The following is a 20,486-nucleotide window of genomic DNA, read 5'->3' on the forward strand; positions in this document are numbered from 1 at the left end:
ACAACAAGGATAACGGAAGTGAATCTGTTTTCGCTTCCGTTAAGCTAACGGCGCGAGAAGCAAATTCGACTCGAGGGAGGGGGCTATGTGGCCATCCGTTTCATATGAGGAGCTGCCCTGGCACATTGACCCTGACGAGCGCGCGATGATCTCCAAAACCGCGCGCCGCGGGATCGCATCGAGCTATCAGGCAGCGATTCCTGCGGAGATAGCGTCGCTGAACCTGGCGATACCCGAGGCCCTGTCGGCTCGTATCGGCGAGCTGCTTGTGAAGCTTGCGCGTTTCGACGAGCTGCAGGCGGTGCGTGGCTACGACCTGCCGGCGCTGCTGCTGCGCAGCGAGTCCGCGGCCAGCTCCCAGATTGAACATCTCACGTCGAGCGTGCGCATTGTTGCGCTCGCGGAGTTGACGAGCGAGGCCCCTGCCAACGCGCGCATCGTCCAAGGAAACATCGCCGCGATGCGAACTGCGCTCTCGCTCTCGGAGAGCACGACAGTCGATCAGATCCGTGCTGTCCACGAGGCGCTTATCGCCCCGACGGGCGCTTCATTTGGAGGGGAGATCAGAGATGAGCAGGTTTGGGTCGGCGGAACTGCATATAGCCCCCATGGTGCCCTCTTTGTTCCTCCTGCGCCTCAACGGCTTGCGGGCGCACTCGAGGATCTCGTTGCGTTCATTCGTCGGGATGACATCAACCCTGTCGCCAAGGCGGCGATCGCCCATGCTCAGTTCGAGACGATTCATCCGTTCATTGACGGTAACGGGCGAACGGGGCGCGTTCTGCTCCATATCGTCCTTGCGTCGGAGGGGGTGCTCTCGAGAAGCACGCTTCCCGTTTCAGCGGGTTTGCTCCATGATGTCGATGACTACATGGCTGCGATCAGAGCGTACCAACAGGGTGACCCCATGCCTATTGTCACCTGCACGATTGAGGCCCTGGAGCTCGCTCTCGTAATCGGTGGGCGCGTCTCGGCTCTCATAGATGAGGTCATGGATGCCTGGAAGAAGGACATCAAGGAGCGTGCGGGGTCTTCGATCTGGAGACTGCCCGCTCTGCTGGCCGAGCAGCCTGTCGTCACGATCGCGTTTGTGGCCGAGAAGCTCGGTATTACCCCGAGAGCAGCGTCGACGTTGGTCGGGCGGGCGTGCGCATACGGCATGCTGCGCCCGATGGGCTCACGCCGTCGCGGAGAATACTTCCAAAGCGACGAGCTCATCGACATTCTCGAGGAGATATCGAGCGTACCGGGGATACGCCGGGTTCTTGCGAGCGGTGCGCAGTAGGCGTGATGAATATTTAGGGACTGTCCCTATAGTTTCACCTGCCTGCCGTCTGCCGGGATATGGGACAAAACGGCTGGGATGCGCGGTATCATGTGCTGCACGTGGTATATCCGAGAAAGGGGGCCAAGGATGGCCGAGGAGCTATTTGTTGGTATCGACGTGGGAGGCACGACCGTCAAGGAGGGCCTGGTCAACCGCGAGGGCAAGATTCTGTCCAAGCTGAGCGTGCCCACGCCGCCGCTGGTGGACGAGGCCGGCTATGCGGCGGTCATCGACGGCATCAAGAGCCTGCTTGACGCCCAGGATGGCGACGTCGTCCTCAAGGGTATCGGCCTTGCGGTTCCGGCCCCGGTTCCCGATGACGGCAACGTCAAGCTGATCGCCAACGCCTCGATCGACCTCCAGGGGCTCGGCGCGGCGCTCAAGGATGCGTTCGGCGGTGCCGCCGTCGCGTTCGTGAACGACGCCAATGCGGCGGCGCTTGGCGAGATGTGGCGCGGTTCGGCGCTCGGCCATCGCAGCATGGCGCTCGTGACGCTCGGCACGGGCATCGGCGCCGGCGTCGTCGTCGACGGCAAGGTCATCGGTGGCGCCAACGGTGCGGGCGGCGAGGTCGGCCACACCTGCGTGAACCCGGCCGAAGAGCGCGTGTGCGGCTGCGGACGCCATGGCTGCCTCGAGCAGTATGCATCTGCGACCGGTGTCGTGAACACCTACAAGATGGAATGCGAGAAGCGCGGGACCCAGCCCGTCGAGCTCGCCGGTCCCTCCGACTCCAAGAGCGTGTTCGACGCCTACCAGGCGGGCGACGAGGCAGCTGCGGCGGCGGTCGACACCATGGTCGAGTATCTCGGCCTGGCGCTCGCCAACCTCGCATGCACGGTCGATCCCGAGGCCATCGTGCTCGGCGGCGGCCTGTCCGCCGCGGGCGACCTGTTCCTGGGCAAGCTCGTGGAGCGTTTCAAGCACTACACCCTGTCGGTGTGCGCCGACACTCCGATCGAGGTCGCGTCGCTCGGAAACGATGCCGGCCTGATCGGTGCCGCCTACGCCGGACTGATGGAGGCGTAAGAGAGGAATCTGGCCTGACACCGGCCTGTTCATTCATGAATGAACAGGCCGGTGTTAAACAATTGAATCCTGCGGAAACGTCAAAACGGCCTGCCACTCATTCATGAATGAGCGGCAGGCCTTTATGTGTGTGGGTCCGTCGACCGCGCTTCCCCTTCAGATAGGCGCGGGGATGCCGAATGGCGGAACGACCAGCGCTTCCCAAGGGCGCATCTATATTAGTGCGTCGGCAAAAAGGGGGCGCGGTTCGCATCGTGAACCGCGCCCCCTTCGTCTGCGGCGTTCGCCCCTGGGCTCCGCCACCTAGTCGATGAGCGAGATGAGCTTGAGCACCAGATCGACGGTGCCCACGTTGTAGCCCGCCGCGGCGTAGCGACCCGTCAGGTTGCCGGCGTCGTCGGCGACGGCGAGGATGATCAGCGGCAGCTTCTCGGGATTGGTGAACATGCGGCGCGCCAGGCGCTCCGGCAGCTCGGAGAAGTCGTCGTAGGCGACCGTCGTGCGGGGAAGCACGGGCAGCGTGCGGGCGAGCGTGGGGTCGGCGAGCTCCTCGGCATCGCGCACGGCGAGCACGATGGGCACGCCCGCAGCGTCCAGGCGTCCGGCCTGCTCGCGCATCTCGTTGAGCAGGTGCTCGGTGGGCTCCATGCCCGGCTCGAGGAACGCCACGATAACGGGCTTGGCAGCCGTCTCGCCTGCTGCGGCGATGCGGCCGCAATCGACCGCGGCGCCTTCGGCATCGGCGAGCGCGAAGGCGTCGAGCTTGATGCTCTGCAGCATCTCGGAGACGTCCGGCTCGCGCAGCTTGAGCTGGATGGGGGTGCCGTCGTAGTCGGAGGTTACCTCGAACGCGCGCTCGGCAGCGTGCACGTCGCCGTTGGGAAGGCGAACCGCGGTGGTGAGGCGATACTCGCCGAGCGGCATCTTCACGCGGCAGACGCCGTCCTCAAACGGGGCCTTGCCCCACAGGTCGAGCACCTTGAAGCCCTGGGCTGCCTTGCCGCTCACCGCGGTGAAGTGCAGGTAGCGAGCGATGCTCCACGTCTGGAAGTAGCCGGGCGCCGGGTCGGCGTCACTGGCGAACAGGACCTCGAAGCCCTCCTCGCCGTGCTCGACGGGCACGAACGAGCCGTGGGCAAAGTACTCGATGCCCGCATCGATAGGGTTGATGCGCGCAGCGATGCCGAAGCTGCGGCAGATGGCCACGAACAGCGAGCGGCGGGTGACGGCGCTCGCCTGGCCGGACACGAGCGCGCCGCGCGGGGTGCCCACGTAGCGCTTGGTGTGCTCGCGGGAGGTGAACGCGGTGTGCTCGCAGATGTAGTCCCACACGCGCAGCGGGTCGGCGATGAAGCCTGCGACCGTCTCGGCGTCGAAGCGGCTGCGGATGAAGGCGCGGTATGCGGAGAGGTGCTCGAAGTGGGCACGCGGGCACAGGACGTAGCGCTCGTAGAGCTCCTGCGCCTTTGCCTGGTCGTCGACGCCTTCGCGCGCGAGGTAGGCGAGGGCATCCTCGCGGACCGCGCGGCCGCCCTGGATGTGGTCCTCCAGGATGTCGGCCGACAGGTCGCGGAAGTCCTTGGACGTGAGCGTGGCGAGCAGGGCGGCGCGGTCGGCCCCGTCGTCGACGGTCAGGAAGCGCTCGACCTCGGGCGCGTTGGCGAAGGCCTGCTCGAAGTAGGGCAGGCAACCGTCCGCGTCGTGCCCGCAGGCGCGGGCGATTTCGCGGGCGCGCTCCACGTTGCCGGCGACCCGCTCGGTACGCATGCGGTCGGCCTCGCGCTTGCGGGCACGGCCGCGCTCGACCTGCTCGGGCGTGAGCGGGTGGGAGGGCGCGGGATGATCTGCCGGCGCGTGCACGTCGAAGTCGACCCAATCGGTGTCGCCGTGCACGGTCTCGCCCAGCGTGAGCTCAAGGTCATGGCAGTCCGCGGTGTCGATGATGGTCTCGGCCATGCCGTCGCCCGTGGTGGCGACCACGCGCACGGTGCCCTCGCCGACCACGATGCGGGCCATGCCCGCCTCATCGCTGGAGAGGTGGGCGATGTCGTGCCATGCGGCCTCGTTCACCAGGCGCAGGCGCACCGAGGCGCCCTCGACGGGGGCGCCGGCGGCGTTAAGGACGCGCACCGACAGCAGCACGCAGGGGGCGTAGGACTCGGTGAGGTTCACGATCACCTGGCTGCCCTCGCGGGCGAGCAGGTGCGCATCGCGCTCGAAGTCACAGCCGAAGTCGTCGAACAGGCGCGTGTGGACGAGCATGGCGCGACCGGACGCCGCGGTGAACCAGCCGCGGTCGAGTTCCTCCTCCGGCTCGCAGGCGCCCAGGTAGTGCCACGATCCGTCGGCGTACGCCTCGACCCAGGCGTGGTTGTCGTCGCAGTGCGCCCACCAGGGCGTGTAGAGCTGGCGCGCGGGGATGCCGTTGGCGCGCAGGGCGGTCACGAGGTAGGTCGACTCCTCGCCGCAGCGACCGTCACCCGAGGCGAGCACGCCGAGCGGGCCCAGCGTGCGGCCGTCGGAGGACTGGTAGGTGGCCGTCTCGCAGCACCAGTAGTTGGTTTCCACGATGGCATGGTAGGCATCCAGGCCGCGCAGGCGGTCGGCGAGCGCGGCGCGGAAGGTGGGCCAGGCGTCGGTGAGCGGCTCGTTGTTGACGCGCGGGCTCGCGACGTACTGGACGAAGATGTCTTCGGGGATGTCGGCGCACCACGGGCTGGTGCGGCGCAGCTCGCAGGCCTGGCGGGCAAACGAGGCGAACAGCTCGAACTCGGCGTCGAACACGTCGGTCAGCGGCATGGTGCCGTAGTAGCTCTTGATGAGCGTGCGGACGTCCGCATCGTCGATGGCGGCAAGGCCCGTCTCGATGGCCTGCGCGATGGGGGAGAGCACCTCACGGCGGGCGTCGAAGCGCTCGTCCGCATGGGCGGCAAACGAATCGGAAAGCACGGCCATCTTTTAGGCCTCCTTGATCTTGACGGCGAGCACGGTGTCCACGGGATCGGGGAGTACGGGCGAGGGGCCCAGATCCGCGAAGGCGATGTTGGGGTAGTCGCTGTGCGTCCAGCTGTTCGAGAGCTGGACCTCGGTGCCGTCGCGCAAAAGGCGCATCGAGGCGATGCGCTCCTTGGGCACGCCGAGCAGCGGCATGGGGCCGAGCGCGTTCTCGTACAGGTGGAAGTAGTACGTATCGCCGTTGCGGGTGATACGGCCGTACTCGGGGCGCTCGACCTCGAGCGGACCGCCGGCGGCGGGGCCGCAGCCGTAGATGCTCGCGGAGTTGCGCTCCATCCAGCGACCGATCTCATCGAGGATGGCAAGCGACTGGTCGGGGATGCGGCCGGTCGCGTCCGGGCCGACATTCAAGATCAGGTTGCCGCCCTTGGAGACGCACTCGACGAGCTTGTGGATGAGCATCGGCGCGGGCTTGAAGTTGGTGTCGTGGGAGAAGTAGCCCCAGTTGTCGTTCATCGTGATGCAGGCTTCCCAGGCGAGCGGGTTGCCCTCGACGTCGAACAGGCCGTTGGGCGGGATGATGCGCTCGGGCGTCACGAAGTCGCCGTGATACGGCGTGGGGTCGCACTGGGCCAGCGAGCCGAATCCCTCGCCGGAGACCTCGAGGCGGTTGTTCGTGATGACGTCGGGCTGCAGCTCGCGCACCATGTTCATGAGCTCGGTGGCGCGCCACTTCTCGCCGCGCATGTCGTCATAGGAGAAGTCGAACCACAAAAGGTCGAGCTTGCCGTAGTTGGTGCAGATCTCGCGCACCTGCTCGTGCATGTAGTCGAGGTAGCGGTCGAACACGCGGTGCTCGTTGGAGCCGGCTACGGGATCGTTGCGCAGCGGGGCCTGACGGTCGCCGTATTGCGGGAAGTCGGGATGGTGCCAGTCGATCACCGAGTAATACAGGCCCACGCGGATGCCCTCGGCGCGAAACGCGTCCAGGAAGTCGGCCACGATGTCGCGACCGTAGGGGGTGTTCGTGGACTTGAAGTCGGTGGTCTTGGTGTCGAACAGGCAGAAGCCGTCATGGTGCTTGGAGGTGAGCACGGCATAGCGCATGCCTGCCCGTTTGGCGGCGCGGGCCCAGGCGCGGGCGTCGAGCGCATACGGGTTGAACTCCTCGAAATAGGGCAGGTAGAGCTCCTCGGGCATCTCCTCGGTGCTGCGCAGCCATTCGCCCCGTGCGGGGATGCTGTAGATTCCGAAGTGGATGAACATGCCGAAGCGGTCGTGCAGGTACCACTTCATGCGTCGGTTGTAGCGCTCCCGGTCGAACTGGTAGGCCAACATTTCCTCCATCCCTCACAAAATGTGTCCGTTTTGTCCGAAATAAGCAATAATGGTATTTCCTGGCGGTGAACGGTCTGTTTCCGGTCCCTGAACGGTATGGCCGTTTACACCTTGCCTCCGCTCTAACGCGTTAAAGCGTTATAGTGTTGTGGCGGGCACAGTATAGCGATTGTTCATTTGCTGTCTGTGCCGCGAGGAGGATTTTGGCTGCACTACATCAAATGCGCCAATGCGTGGAGTGTTCTCGGTGCGAAAGGAGTCTGTAATGGACAAAGAGAACAAGAACATGACGTGGTCGGACTCCGGTGTGACTCGTCGCGGGTTCGTGGGTGCCGTGGCTGCCGGTGCCGCGACCGTCGCGGGCCTCGGCCTCGCCGGCTGCGGCGGCGGTGGCGACACCTCGACCGGCACTGACACCGGCTCGGCTTCCGGCGACGGCGGATCCAACGTCGAGACGATCAAGGCCGACGAGGAGGGCTTCGTCGTTCGCGCCACCAAGACCGACGGCAAGGCTCCCAAGAACGAGTGCGTCCTGGCCTTCGAGGGCGAGTTCCAGGAGATGCACCCCATGGACTGGTCCGACGGCAACTCGGGCAACGTCGTCTACTACATCTACGACTCGCTCTATGACCTGGATGAGAACTATGAGTACGCTCCCCGCGCCGCCGCGAGCTACGAGGTCTCCGACGACGCGTGCACCTACACGTTCCATCTGAACGAGGGCATCACCTTCACCGACGGCGCCCCGCTGAACGCCGAGGCCGTCGTCGCCAACTACGAGGCAGCGATCGACCCCGAGAACAACTGGCGTCGTCGTCGTACGTTCATCGAGACCATCGACGAGAACACCGAGAACACCCGCGTCGATTCCTGCACCGCCGTGGATGAGCTCACCGTTCAGTTCCACCTGCCCGAGCCCTATGCTCCGTTCATGAACTCCATGACGCAGTTCTACCTCATCTCCCCGACTGCGCTTGCCGACCCCAGCTGGGATTACTCCAAGCAGTCCGCAGGTTCCGGTCCCTACATCCTCGAGGAGTATGCGCAGGGCGATCACGTCTCCATCATCCGCAACGAGGATTACTGGGGCGAGGCTCCGTCCATCGACCGCATCGACTTCCGCGTCGTGCCCGAGGCCGGCTCCCGTATCGCCGCCCTGCAGACCGGTGAGGCCACGGCTATCTACCCGATGCCGACCGACCAGGTTGCCACGGTGCGCTCCGCCGGCGACATCAACATGATCTCGATCCCGTCGACGACCATGCGCTATGTCACCCTCAACACCAACTACGAGCCGCTGTCCGACGTTCGCGTCCGTCAGGCCCTGAACTACGCGCTGAACCAGGACGAGTACGTCCAGGTCATGTACTCCGGCGCCGCCACCCCCGCCACCTCGGTTCTGCCCGAGATGGTGCCCGGCTACAAGGCCCAGACGCCCTATGAGTACGATCTCGACAAGGCCAAGAGCCTGCTCGAGGAGGCCGGCTACGCCGACGGCTTCGAAGTCAACATCATCGGCGACAACTCCACCCAGGAGACCAAGGGCATGACCTTCGTCATGCAGCAGCTGCAGCAGGCCGGCATCACCGTGAACGTCCAGCCCAACGAGGCCGCTACCAACGCCGAGCTCGCCGCCGAGCCCGAGGACACCACCACGCTGCAGATGTGGTACGTCAACTGGTCCCAGTCCGACCCCGACGGCTTCCTGCGCTCGCTGCTCTCCAGCGCCATGGTCCCGCCGACCGGCTACAACACCGCCTTCTGGAAGAACGACGAGTTCGACTCCGAGCTCGAGGCCGGCAACGCCGCCCCGACCGAGGAGGAGCAGAACGAGCACTACGGCAAGTGCCAGGACATTGCTTGGGAGGAGTGCCCGTGGCTGTTCCTCGCCAGCGACAACACCCTCCTGTCCTACAAGGCGTACCTCAACGGCATCAAGTACGTCGCCCAGGGTATCGACGTCATTCACGCGACCCTGAACGTCTAGTGTTGATTACGTCCTGAGTTTCACATCGAGGGTGTTGGGTGGCTGCCAGCCTCTGATTTCAGGGGCTGGCAGCCCCCGTGTCTCCCCGATACGACACAAAGGGAGGGAACTACATGGGGAAATACGCTGTTAAACGCGTCCTGAGCATGATTCCGCTCTTGATCGTCATTTCCATCATCATCTTCATGTTCGTCCGCCTCATTCCTGGCGACCCTGCGCGTCAGATCGGCGGCCCCACGGCGACGATCGGCGAGATCGAGAACATCCGTCGCGAGCTCGGCCTCGACCAGCCGCTCGTTCCGCAGTATCTCCAGTGGATCACCGGCATCTTTCAGGGCGACCTGGGCCATTCGTTCACGAACAACACGTCCGTGGCCGAGCTGCTCGCCCCGCGTCTGCCCATCACCATCTACCTGACGATCTGCTCGATCACCTGGTCGGTCATCATCGGCATCATCATCGGTGTCATCGCGGCCATCAACCGCGGCCGTGCGCTCGACCTGCTCGGCATGCTCATCGCCATCGCCGGCATCTCGCTGCCGAACTTCTGGCTCGGCCTGCAGCTCATGCAGATCTTCTCGGTCAACCTGGGCATCTTCCCCACGGGCGGCCTCGAGGACTGGCGCGGCTACGTGCTGCCCTCGATCGCCATGGGCGCGGGCATCATGGCGATCCTCGCGCGTGTGACCCGTTCGTCCATGATCGAGAACCTCGGCAAGGACTACATCCGCACCGCGCGCGCCAAGGGCCTGCCCGAGCCGCGCGTCATCATGGTGCACGCCTTCAAGAACTCCTCGATCGACATCATCACCGTGACCGCGCTGCAGATCGGGGCCCTGATCGCCGGCTCCGTCGTGGTCGAGAGCGTGTTCTCGATTCCGGGTATGGGTCGTCTGCTCGTCGACTCCATCGGCTTCCGTGACTACGAGGTCGTACAGGCGCTCATCTTGTTCTTCTCGTTCGAGTACATGGTGATCAACTTGCTTGCCGACATCTTGTACGCCGTCATCAACCCGCGCGTGAGATACGAATAGGAGGCGATACCATGGCTGATACCAACGCAACCACCGCTCAGACCCTGTCTGCTGAGGAGCTGCCCAAGGCGCAAAATCCTACCGTGCAGTTCATTAAGAAGTTCCTGCGCCGTAAGACCGCGGTGCTCGGCTTCCTGTTCATCGTGTTCATCTTGATCATGGCGGTCATCGGCCCGTCGATCGTTCCCTATGATCCCAACGCGTACGACTACGGCGCGATTCTGGCCGGCCCGTCGGCCACGCACATCTGGGGCACCGACGAGTTTGGCCGCGACGTCTTCAGCCGTATCCTTGCGGGCACGCAGCTGTCGCTCGGCACGGCGCTCACCGCTTCGATTCTCGGTACGGCGGGCGGCGTCGTCCTCGGCCTGATCGCGGGCTTCTTCGGCGGCATCGTCGACTCGATCATCATGCGCATCTGCGACGTCATGTTCGCGTTCCCCTCGATCCTGCTCGCCATCGCCATCGTGGCCATCATCGGCCCGGGCATCACGAACATCATGATCGGCCTGGCCGTCTTCACGGTGCCGTCCTTTGCGCGCATCATCCGCGGCGCGGTGCTCGAGGTCCGCGGCGAGCTCTACGTCGAGGTCGCCCAGTCCATCGGCTGCTCGCCGGCGCGCACGATGTTCGTGCACATCTTCCCGGGCACCATGCAGGCGCTCATCGTCAACTTCACCATGAACGTGGGTGGCGCCATCCTTTCGGCCTCCTCGCTGTCGTTCCTCGGCTTCGGCGCGAACGTCACGCAGGCGGAGTGGGGCGCTATTCTGTCCCAGGGCCGCAACTATCTGGCGATTGCCCCGCACCTCGTCCTGTTCCCCGGTTTGGTGATCTTCCTGACCGTGTTGGCCTTCAACCTGTTCGGCGACGGCCTGCGCGACACGCTCGATCCCAAGCTCAACTAGTCGGAGGTCCTCATGGCTGAACCCTTGCTTGAGGTCAAGGACCTCAGAACAGAATTCAAGCGCGGCAAGAAAGACTGGATCACCGCCGTCAACGGCGTGTCGTTTTCGGTCAACGCCGGCGAGATCGTCGGTCTGGTAGGCGAGTCGGGCTGCGGCAAGTCCGTCACCTCGATGTCGGTCATGCGTCTGCACAACAAGCTGTCGACGCGTATCTCCGGTGACATCGTCTTCGGCGGCAAGCACATCCTCGAGCTTTCCGAGGCCGAGATGCAGAGCATCCGCGGCAACGAGATCTCGATGATCTTCCAGGAGCCCATGAGCGCGCTCGACCCCATCATGCGCATCGAGAACCAGCTCATCGAGGCGATCTCCCTGCACAACAAGGAGCTTTCCAAAGACGAGTTGCATAAGCGCTGCGTTTCCGCGCTGAAGCTCGTGGGTATTCCCGAGCCCGAGATGACGCTGCGCAACTATCCGCACGAGCTGTCGGGCGGCATGTGCCAGCGCGTCATGATCGCTATGGCTATGTCCTGCGAGCCCAAGCTGCTCATCGCCGACGAGCCCACCACCGCTCTCGACGTGACCATTCAGGCGCAGATCTTGGCGCTCATGGAGGACATCCGCAACAAGCGCAACACGGGTATCCTGATGATCACCCATGACCTGGGTGTCGTCGCCGAGACCTGCAGCCGCGTCATCGTCATGTACGCCGGCAACATCGTGGAGGAGGCCCCGGTCAAGGAGCTGTTCTCCAACCCGCAGCATCCCTACACGCAGGGCCTTATCGAGTCCGTGCCCAAGCTCGGCCGCCGTGTGCACCGTCTGCCGTCCATTCCCGGCTCCGTGCCCGATCTGGCCGCCATGCCCTCGGGCTGCCGCTTTGCCCCGCGCTGCAAGTACGCGCAGGCTTCGTGCTCCGAGGCGCTGCCCAAGCTCGTCAAGGTCGCTGAGAACCACTACGCAGCTTGCCCGTTCCACACCAATGCACGAAAGGAGGCGTAAGCGATGGCACAAGCAACCGAACCCTTGCTGTCGGTCAAGAACCTGAGCAAGCGCTTCCCCGTGGGCAAGAACTTCTTCGGCAAAGCGAACAAGTGGGTCCACGCGGTCAACAACGTCAGCTTTGACATCATGCCGGGCGAGACGTTCTCGCTGGTCGGCGAGTCCGGCTGCGGCAAGTCCACCACGAGCCGCCTCATCAACCGCCTGATCACGCCCGACTCCGGCGAGATCATCTTCGACGGCCAGGACATCGCGAAGATCTCCGCCAAGGAGATGCGTCCGCTGCGCTCCAAGATGCAGATGGTGTTCCAGGATCCTTATGGCTCGCTGAACCCGCGCATGAGGGTGCAGGACATCATCGCCGAGCCGCTGCTCGTGCACACCAAGATGAGCCCCGGCGAGCGCCTGAAGCGCGTCCACGAGCTGCTCGAGGTCGTCGGCCTGCCGCCCACGCACGGCGAGCGCTACCCGCATGAGTTCTCCGGCGGCCAGCGCCAGCGCATCGGCATCGCCCGCGCGCTCTCGGTCAACCCCAAGCTCATCATGGCCGACGAGCCCGTCTCGGCGCTCGACGTGTCCATTCAGGCCCAGGTCCTGAACCTGCTGCGCGACGTGCAGGAGCAGTACAACCTGACCTACCTGTTCATCTCGCACGACCTTGCCGTCGTGGAGATGATCTCGGACCGCATCGGCGTCATGTATCTGGGTACCATGATGGAGGTTGCGCCCAACGAGGAGCTCTACAGCAACCCGCAGCACCCCTATACGCAGGCCCTTCTGTCCGCAGTGCCCATTCCCGACCCCACGATCGAGAAGAAGCATGTGCTGATCGAGGGCGACCTGCCGAGTCCCACCAACATCCCGAGCGGTTGCCCGTTCCACACGCGCTGCCCGCACGCGACGGAGAAGTGCTCCGCCGAGGTCCCGCCGACCATCGAGGTCAAGCCGGGTCACTTCGTGAACTGCCACTATCCGGGCCGCGAGCTGTAAATCGGACCAAGGCGCCCGCCGAATACGGCGGGCGCTTTTTTGTGCGCGCCGATGGGTTGGAACGAACCCGTCCCCAAACGACCCATCGGCGCGCTAGATGCAGAAGCCCGGCAGGATGCCCGCGGTGTCGGTGCAGGCGGCGGCGAAATGGAACGGATCTCCGTTCGGGGCCACGCGGTTGAAGGTCACGATACCGTCGGCGAGCGACACGTCCGGGCTCGCGCTGCGTAGCCACCAGTAGTCCGCCTCGTCTTCGAGCTGGCGAATCAGGCAGTCCGCATTGGACTGCGGCATGACGTTTTGCTGCTCGAAGTATTCGTATTGCGAGCCCTCGGAGTTCAGGATGTCGGCGAGGAAGCGATACCCTTCGTTGAAAGAGAGGCGGGCCCGCTCGCCTGCGAGCTCGCAGTAGCTGAACAGCCATAGGGACTCCTCGGTTGCCGTCACGCAGGAGGGGTCCTCGGTTCCGCCGACGTTGTTGGTGTACTTGCGCACCGGGACGATGCGCTCGCGCAGCTCGGCGGGAAGCTTGTCCATGACGCCCGTGTTGAGGTATGCACGCATGTCGGAGGCCTCCCAGCCCCCATCGTCGTATGCGGTGTCGTTCATGGGCCTCGTGCTCAAGATCTCGCAGAACATGAACGTGAGGCCCGCGTAACCCGAGCCGTCGGCCAGCTCATCGTGGTTGATGCCCACGATCTGCACCTCATGGGGCATGCCGTCGTATTCGACCGATTTGCGCTGCGTGGAGATGAGCCTGCCGTCCTGGTCGACCAGTCCATAGCTTCGTGCAACCTCGATGGCGTCGGAGGGCGTTTCTGCCTGGGCGATCTGCTTCGAGATGTCGGACAGCTCGGCCCAGGTGTAGGTGTCGAGCGATTTGGGCTCGAGGAGGCCGAACCCGCGCGTGATGACGGCGGCGCCCGAGAGCGCGGTGATGCCGATGCCGCTGAGCGCGCCGATCACGAAGCTGCGGCGGGAGATGCCGCGGGTGCTCGCTGCGGGCGCATCCGACGTGCCGGCGCCGTCTGAGGTGAGTCGATCGTCGACGGGCGCCGTGTCCTGCTGGCCGAGCGAGGCCTCGATGCCCGCGCCGTTCATGGTGAGGTGGGAGCCCGCTTCGAGAGGGTCGCCCGATGTGGCGGCCGCGTGGTGCTCGGCGTCGTCTGAGGCCGGGGCGCCCGCCCACGCGCTCAGACGGGACAGAAGGTCTTCGGCAGTGATGCGCTGGTCCTGCTCGCGCGCGAGGCCCGCCATGATGGCCGCGCACAGCTCCTCGTCGCGGGGGCTGCGCGGCACGAGCGGCATGGGATCGTTGTCGACCTTGACGCGATAGGGGGAGGCGGCGAGCAGCATGCCGCGACCGTACGGGGTGGTCTGCGCGTAGAGTTCGTACAGGATGCTGCAGAGGGCGTACGTGTCGATGGAGGCCGACGAGCGTAGCGCGGCGAGCGCCGGCACGTCGCGCGCCAGCATCTCGGGCGGAGCGTAGTCGGGCGTGCCGTTGCGCCAGATGTTCTCGACCAAGGTGAGCGAGGTGTCGCCGGTGACGATGGTGGCGCTGCCCAGGTCGACCAGGCAGATATCGAAGGCGTTGCTCGCGGTCTGCTCCTCCAGGGGCACCTGGCTCGTGCGCAGCATGATGTTGCGCGGGGATAGGTCACGATGGACAAAGCGCTCGTCGAGCGACTTGGCGGAGATGAGCACGTTCAAGACGGACATGCCGATCCCGGCGACCGTGCGGCCCTTGATGCGCCCGTAGATGTCGGCGGGGAACTGCGGCGTGGCCTCGTTCAGCGTGAAGCCCTCGACCCACTCCATCAAGATCGCGGGCACGTCCTCGATGACGCCGTAGCCGTACAGCTTGGGAAACCCGCTGAGATGCGACACGACGGTCTGCGCGCGGTATTCTTCAGCGAACTTGCGGACGCGGACCGGCAGCAGGCGCTCGCGCTCCTCGCCTTCGAGGTCGTCGGCTTTGAGCACCTTGAGGGCGAACGGGGAGCACTCGGTGTTGCTCACGCGGTACACGGTGCTCGACGCGCCCTTGCGAGGCGCATGCTGGCTGTCGACAAGCAGGGTCATATAGCGCCTGCGCGTAGCCTCCTCCTCGTCGGGCGCCACGGCGAAGGCGGTGTCGAACGAGGAGAACTCGATGAGCTGATGGGGCTGTAGGGGATGAGGTGCCATGATGTGCTGCCTAACCGAGAAGATGACGTGCAGGGTCTCGCATCGATTGTACGGCGATGCGACCGTGCTCCTGTTGCGCAACAACAGGGGGTCCGTTAAGATCGGCCGACGCTGAGCTTCATGACCAGGAAGCGCGTGGTGGAGCCCAGGCAGAGGATGTCGCTGTTGCGCAGCTCGAACGGCTTGCTCGTGGAAGGTTCGCGCGATTCGGCCTGGGCGTTGGCGATGATGTGCACGGACTTGTCGGCACCGGAGATCACGCGGGTGCCGTTGGTCGAGTTCAGGTCGGCGACGAGCCAGCGGCCGTCTTCGCGCCAGATGCGCACGTGCTGCCGCGAGACGTCGGCGTCGACGTCGGCGATGGAGTGCGACCCGTTGGGCAGGCAACCGATGATGGTGCCCGCCGGGTCGCACGACAGTTCGTGGATGGGCGGACGAAAGGCGCCGTTGATCAGGCGGACTAGGCCCAGGCGCGTCTCATGGGCGGTCGAGGCGGCCTGCGGTCGCGGGGCCTCGTCCCCGACCAAGGTGTCGAGCGAGGTGGCGAGCTCGCTTGCCGCGAAGGCGTCGATGGCGTCGATTGCCGCGCGCGGGTCCGCCAGGCACCCGACGATGACGAAGAGCATGACGAGCAGCAGGGCGCGGTCGCTTTCGAGCTCAAGATGAAGGGACATGATCTTGCGCACGACGTTGCCGTACGGGATGGCATCGATGTCGTTGGAGGTCAGCGCGTCGCACATGCAGGTCGCGGCGGCGCCGCGGTAGTGGGCGATGACCTCGGAGCAGCCCGCCTGCCCTCCGCCGCGCGCCGCGATCAGGCGCGAGGTGATCTTCTTGGCGGCGACGGGAAAGTCGGAGAAGAGCTCGGGATGCAGGGAACCGGGCTTGGCGTGGACGATCTCGCGCGACAGGAACGTGCGGTCGTCGATGCGTGCCGAAAGGGTTTTTCCGCCGATGGAGACCGACCCATCGAACAGGACGGTCGCGGTGTCGCGGTGCGCGATGCCACCGAATTGGCGCAGGTCGGTGTACATGACTGAGCTTGGAGTGTCTGTCGCCATGTCCTGACCTCCTCGAATTCGAACGAAATACAGTCAACATAGCACGAATGCACAGAGCGCGGCAAATGCGGAAACGGACTGGTAGCAGCGGGTGGAGGGTCGGGTTTTCCAGGGGAGCAGACGATCGATCCGCTCCGTGCGGGGTGCCCGTATCTGCGTCATGCCCCCTTGAAATACTCGCACCGGTTCCAGATTGTGCGAAAAACGCCATGTTGCGCAACAACGCGGGCGAAAAAGCCTTCACACTGGTATCGAGGCGGCCCCGGGACCCGTGCCGATGGAAACCTTGTGCGATGGCGTTTTACTCCCGTGTCCCGGGGCGCGGCTCTCTGCTCGCGCTACCATAGACTGCACGCAAGACAATGCCTGCGGCTATGGGGGAGAAGCAATCGTGAACCAAAACCTGTCGATGCGTCAGTCGGTGCTGATCGGCGTGACGCTGTTTTCAATGTTCTTCGGGGCGGGAAACCTTATCCTGCCGCCCCTGCTTGCCCTGCAGGCGGGTGCCGAGGCCGTTCCCGCCATGATCGGATTCCTTGTCGCCGCGATCGGCCTGCCGGTGCTGGGCATCGTCGCGGTGGCGCTGGCCGGCACCGCGCGCGAGCTCGCCGGGCGCGTCCATCCGGTTTTCGCCCGCATCTTCGTGGCGGCGGTGTATCTGGCGATCGGGCCGTGCCTCGCCATCCCGCGCACGTCCTCGACGGCGTTCGAGATGCTGAGCCCCCTGCTGCCCGCAGAGGTGCCCGTCGAGGCGGCCCAGCTCGCCTTCTCGGTGCTGTTCTTCGTGGCCGCCTACCTGCTCGCCATGCATCCCGGCCGCCTGACCCGTCTGCTCGGCCGCATGACCGGGCCCGCGCTCATCCTGCTGATCGTGGCGGTGACGGCCGCCGCGCTGGTGTCGCCGATGCCCCAGGCCCCGGCCCCGGTCGCCCCGTATGACGCCGGCGCTCCCGTGCAGGGCTTTCTGGTGGGGTACCAGACCATGGACCTGCTCGCGTCGTTGACGTTCGGCATCGTGATCGCCACGAACATCCGCGAGATGGGAGTGACCGAGCCCCGCTCGCTCATGGGCGCCATCTCTCGTGCCGGCGTGTTCGCGGGCACGCTCATGGCGCTCATCTACTGCGGGCTCGCCTATGTGGGCGCCGGTATGGCGCAGCAGCTCCCCGACGCCAGCAACGGCGCCGCGGTGCTCACCGCCTCGGCGACGTTGCATTTCGGTGCCGTGGGGACGGTGGTGGTCGCCGCCATCTTCCTGCTTGCATGCCTGAACGTCTGCATCGGTCTTATCAGCTGCTGCGGCACGTATTTCTCCGAGGAGCTGCCGCGGGTCTCGTATCGCGTCTGCGCGCTCGTGTTCGCCGCGTTCTCGTGCATCGTGTCGAACTTCGGTCTCGACGCCATCCTTGCGTTCTCGGTGCCGCTTCTCGGCGCGCTGTATCCCATCGCCATCGTGCTGGTCGCCATGGGCATGCTGCACACGCTGTGCGACCGCGTGCCGCTGGTGTGGCCGTGGGTGGTGGGCATGACCGCGATCGTGAGCGTGACGGGCGCGCTGCGCGATGCGTTTGCGGCCGGCACATGGCTTCCGATCGACCTGCTGCCCTTTGCCGGCATGGGGCTCGGTTGGATCGCGCCGGCGCTTGCGGCGGCGCTGATCGGGGTCCTGTGCTCAAAGCTGTCTCGGCGCTGACGACGCCACGAGATGGGTTGATTGGGGACGGGTTCGTTTCAGCCCATTTTCGGCATCGGACATGGGTTGGAACGAACCCGTCCCCAATCAACCCCCTGAGGCCGCTCCCCCCTGCGCCGGCTAGCGCAGGGGGGAGCGTTCATTCATGAATAAGTACGGGGGTCATTCTTTCCAATCCTGGGGAAACGCCGGATTGGCCCTTCTACGTTCATGAATAAACGCCCCTGCGGCACGGAAGAGACCCATTTTGCCATGTCATGCATACAGTGTTCGACCGATTCTCTCGGCTTGTCGCAGGGTCGCATCCGACGTTGGATAATGGATGCGAAATAAGGGCTACGGCGGGTGAGAGGGCGATGGCTTCATGATCGAAGATTACCGCAAGGCGCGCAAAGCGGGGCTGCGGCAGGTCCGGCAGGATGTCTCGGCGGGCAGGTACCCCTATCCGCCTGCCTTAAGCGACATCATCAAGGACCATGGGTACCAAGGCGAGGTGCCCGTCGGCGTCGTCGAGATCGATATGTCGCTTATCGCGGGAACGCGCACCCAGGGTCGCCAAAACTCGTTCTCCCGCGGCTTCTTGCCTCTGCTCGAAGAGGATTCAGAGTTTGCTGCCAAATGGAGCGCGCTGATCGACTCCCAGCGCGGGGAGGGCCTGCGCGAGCCCATCATCGTCTACGAGTACATGCAGCGGTTCTACGTGCAGGAGGGCAACAAGCGTGTATCGGTGATGCGCTTCCTCGAGATGCCGACGATCACGGCGAATGTCACGCGCATGCTGCCCATGCCCTCAGACTCCAAAGAATACCGTATCTACCAGGAGTTCTTGCGCTTCTATCGCGTGTGTCCCATCTACGGCATCACCTTCTCGGAGGAGGGCTCCTACGAGCGCCTGGCGATCTTCGCCGGGCAGGATCTCGACCACCCGTGGCCCGATGAGCGCGTGGTCGACCTGCGCGCCTCCTTCGGCAGCTTCGCTGAGGCGTTCTCCAAGCGGCACGGCGAGTCGCTCGGTATCACCTCGGGCGACGCGTACCTGATCTACCTCAAGCTCTACGGGTTCGAGCTCGCGGTCTGCGCCTCTCCGGTCGAGATCGCCGATAGGCTTGGCCGCATCTGGGGCGAGCTGCGCGTCACGACCAACCAGGACGCCATCGCCTATCTCGAGGCGCCGACGGAGCCTGCGTCCCGGGGCGGCATCATCTCGGATTTGAAGGGGCTCTACAAAAACAGGTTCTTCCCCAAACCGCTGCGGATCGCGTTCATCTACGAGCGCAGCCCGCAGACGTCCGGATGGGCGGCCGCGCACGACCGCGGCCGTATCGAGCTCGAGCGCGCGTCGGGCGGCACGGTGGAGACCACGGTGTTCACCGACTGCGCGTCCGACGAGGCGTTCGATCGCGCGGTGGAGCGGGCGGTGGCGGAGCAAGACGACCTCATCGTGACCAACGTGCCCACGCAGGCCACGCAGGCCCTGCGCGCGGCGGTCATGTATCCGCAGCTCAAGGTGCTCAACTGCTCGGTCAGCCTGTCGTATGGCGCCGTGCGCACGTTCAGCACCAAGACCTACGAGGTCAAGTTCCTGCTGGGCGCGCTCGCGGCAAGCCTGTCGGACAACCATCGCGTGGGGTACGTGGCGGATTCCCCGGTCTATGGAACGGTGGCGGGTATCAACGCCTTCGCTATCGGCGTGCAGACGGTCGACCCGCACGCGACGGTGTATCTCAAGTGGTATTCGGCCAAAGACTACGATTGGCGCCGCGAGCTTGCCGAGAGCGACGTGCGCATCGTCTGCGCGCGCGATGTGCCCAACCCGGGCAACCCGGATGAGTCGTGGGGTCTGTATCTGGTCGAGCACGACGGCACCGAGGTGCACCTCGGCGAACCGGTCTGGGAGTGGGGGCGCTACTACGAGCGCATCGTCCAGTCCATCCGCGATGACTCGTGGCAGCGCGAGCGCGACGAGCTGCACGACCGCGCGCTGAACTACTGGTGGGGCCTGTCGTCCGGCGTCATGGACGTGCACATCTGCGATTGCGTGCCCGCCCGCCAGCGCAGCCTGGTCGAGATCTTCAAGCAGAGTATGCTGAGCGGCCAGACTCATCCGTTCGCCGGGGAGCTCAAAAGCCAGACGGGGCTCGTGCAGCCGTCCGGCGCGGGGCGCCTTTCGAGCATGCAGATTGCGCGCATGGCATGGCTGAACCAAAACATCGTCGGGCGCCTTCCCGAGGTGCGCGAGCTGTCGGACCGCGGCCTCGACGAGGTGGTCGCCGGCGGCGTGATCCCGGTCAACCCCACCTTGGCCGCCCGGCGCGAGGCCAAGCGATGAAGATCCTCGCCATCTCCGATGTCGAGGAGGCGTGGCTGACCGACCATTTCGACAAGGAGCGCCTGCAGGGCGTCGAGCTCATCATCTCGTGCGGCGACCTGCCGGCGCGCTATCTCGAGCACGTGGTGACGCTCGCCAACGTTCCGCTCGTGTACGTATGGGGCAACCACGATATGGGCTATGTCGAGCATCCGCCGCAGGGGTGCATCTCGATCGAGGGGCACCTGCGCGATTTCCATGGCATCCGCATCATGGGCGTCGGCGGCTCGCTCAGGTACAACGAGCGGGTGTTCGGCTTTACCGAGGCTGAGATGCGCAGGCGGATCGGGCGCCTGGCCCTCATGGCGCGCGCGACGGGCGGGGTCGACATCCTCGTCACGCACGCGCCCATCCGCGGTCTCGGCGATATGGAGGACCTGCCTCATCAGGGGTTCGAGTCGTTTGACTACTACGTCGACAAGCTGCGCCCCGCCTTCATGCTGCACGGGCACGTGCATCTGAACTACGGCCGCGTCGAGCGCGCGCTCGAGCATCCGTGCGGCACGCGGGTCATCAACGCGTGCGGCTCCTATATCTTCGACTTCCCCGATGACAGGATTCGTGCGCGCGACCCCTTCCCGGTCATGTCGATCGCCTAGCCGAT

Annotated in this window: 14 protein-coding genes; 10 read left to right on the forward strand and 4 right to left on the reverse strand. The window is 65.0% G+C overall.

Features of this window, described 5'->3' with window-relative positions; genetic code table 11:
- The first annotated feature begins 85 nt into the window (after positions 1-85).
- Together QVN30_RS04975 and QVN30_RS04980 are read left to right on the forward strand one after the other, a co-directional pair.
- Complete coding sequence (locus tag QVN30_RS04975) at positions 86-1,285, forward strand: Fic family protein (RefSeq protein ID WP_289835670.1); 1,200 nt, start codon at positions 86-88, stop codon at positions 1,283-1,285.
- Between the two features lie 129 nt (positions 1,286-1,414).
- Positions 1,415-2,356 carry an ROK family protein gene (locus QVN30_RS04980; RefSeq protein WP_204571407.1) on the forward strand — a complete coding sequence of 314 codons (942 nt, stop codon included), beginning with the start codon at positions 1,415-1,417 and terminating at the stop codon, positions 2,354-2,356.
- A 303-nt stretch (positions 2,357-2,659) separates the two neighbouring features.
- Here QVN30_RS04980 and QVN30_RS04985 read toward each other — a convergent pair whose 3' ends face one another.
- A complete protein-coding gene (locus QVN30_RS04985) occupies positions 2,660-5,311 on the reverse strand; it encodes a transglutaminase domain-containing protein (RefSeq protein WP_289835671.1) in 2,652 nt (883 codons plus the stop codon).
- Positions 5,312-5,314: 3 nt separating this feature from the next.
- Complete coding sequence (locus tag QVN30_RS04990) at positions 5,315-6,658, reverse strand: alpha-L-fucosidase (protein ID WP_289835672.1); 1,344 nt, start codon at positions 6,656-6,658, stop codon at positions 5,315-5,317.
- A 256-nt stretch (positions 6,659-6,914) separates the two neighbouring features.
- On the opposite strand from QVN30_RS04990, the gene QVN30_RS04995 reads away from it, so the two are divergent.
- The 5 genes from QVN30_RS04995 (at position 6,915) to QVN30_RS05015 (ending at position 12,570) form a co-directional block, all read left to right on the forward strand.
- Entirely contained in the window at positions 6,915-8,636 is a 1,722-nt protein-coding gene (locus QVN30_RS04995) for an ABC transporter substrate-binding protein (RefSeq protein WP_289835673.1), read from the forward strand.
- A gap of 113 nt (positions 8,637-8,749) precedes the next feature.
- Positions 8,750-9,670, forward strand: coding sequence for an ABC transporter permease (locus tag QVN30_RS05000; RefSeq protein ID WP_066828788.1), 921 nt, complete (start codon positions 8,750-8,752; stop codon positions 9,668-9,670).
- Positions 9,671-9,681: 11 nt separating this feature from the next.
- Positions 9,682-10,578 (forward strand): ABC transporter permease, encoded by an 897-nt coding sequence (locus QVN30_RS05005; RefSeq protein ID WP_087200231.1) that lies wholly within the window; start codon positions 9,682-9,684, stop codon positions 10,576-10,578.
- A 12-nt stretch (positions 10,579-10,590) separates the two neighbouring features.
- Positions 10,591-11,580 (forward strand): ABC transporter ATP-binding protein, encoded by a 990-nt coding sequence (locus QVN30_RS05010; RefSeq protein ID WP_066828784.1) that lies wholly within the window; start codon positions 10,591-10,593, stop codon positions 11,578-11,580.
- A gap of 3 nt (positions 11,581-11,583) precedes the next feature.
- Complete coding sequence (locus tag QVN30_RS05015; RefSeq protein WP_066828781.1) at positions 11,584-12,570, forward strand: ABC transporter ATP-binding protein; 987 nt, start codon at positions 11,584-11,586, stop codon at positions 12,568-12,570.
- Positions 12,571-12,663: 93 nt separating this feature from the next.
- Here QVN30_RS05015 and QVN30_RS05020 read toward each other — a convergent pair whose 3' ends face one another.
- Positions 12,664-14,760: a protein kinase domain-containing protein gene (locus QVN30_RS05020; RefSeq protein WP_289835674.1), complete on the reverse strand. Its 2,097-nt coding sequence runs from the start codon at positions 14,758-14,760 to the stop codon at positions 12,664-12,666.
- A 95-nt stretch (positions 14,761-14,855) separates the two neighbouring features.
- Entirely contained in the window at positions 14,856-15,821 is a 966-nt protein-coding gene (locus QVN30_RS05025; protein WP_289835675.1) for an FHA domain-containing protein, read from the reverse strand.
- A 388-nt stretch (positions 15,822-16,209) separates the two neighbouring features.
- On the opposite strand from QVN30_RS05025, the gene brnQ reads away from it, so the two are divergent.
- From brnQ to QVN30_RS05040, 3 genes are all read left to right on the forward strand, one after another.
- On the forward strand, positions 16,210-17,514 hold the full coding sequence (gene brnQ, locus QVN30_RS05030) for a branched-chain amino acid transport system II carrier protein (RefSeq protein ID WP_289835759.1): 1,305 nt from the start codon (positions 16,210-16,212) through the stop codon (positions 17,512-17,514).
- A gap of 364 nt (positions 17,515-17,878) precedes the next feature.
- On the forward strand, positions 17,879-19,843 hold the full coding sequence (locus tag QVN30_RS05035; protein WP_289835676.1) for a BMP family ABC transporter substrate-binding protein: 1,965 nt from the start codon (positions 17,879-17,881) through the stop codon (positions 19,841-19,843).
- Positions 19,840-20,481, forward strand: coding sequence for a metallophosphoesterase family protein (locus QVN30_RS05040; protein WP_289835677.1), 642 nt, complete (start codon positions 19,840-19,842; stop codon positions 20,479-20,481). Before QVN30_RS05035 ends, QVN30_RS05040 begins: the two co-directional genes overlap by 4 nt.
- Positions 20,482-20,486: the final 5 nt, after the last annotated feature.

The organism is Collinsella ihumii (assembly GCF_030385545.1).
Taxonomy (GTDB): Bacteria; Actinomycetota; Coriobacteriia; order Coriobacteriales; family Coriobacteriaceae; genus Collinsella; species Collinsella ihumii.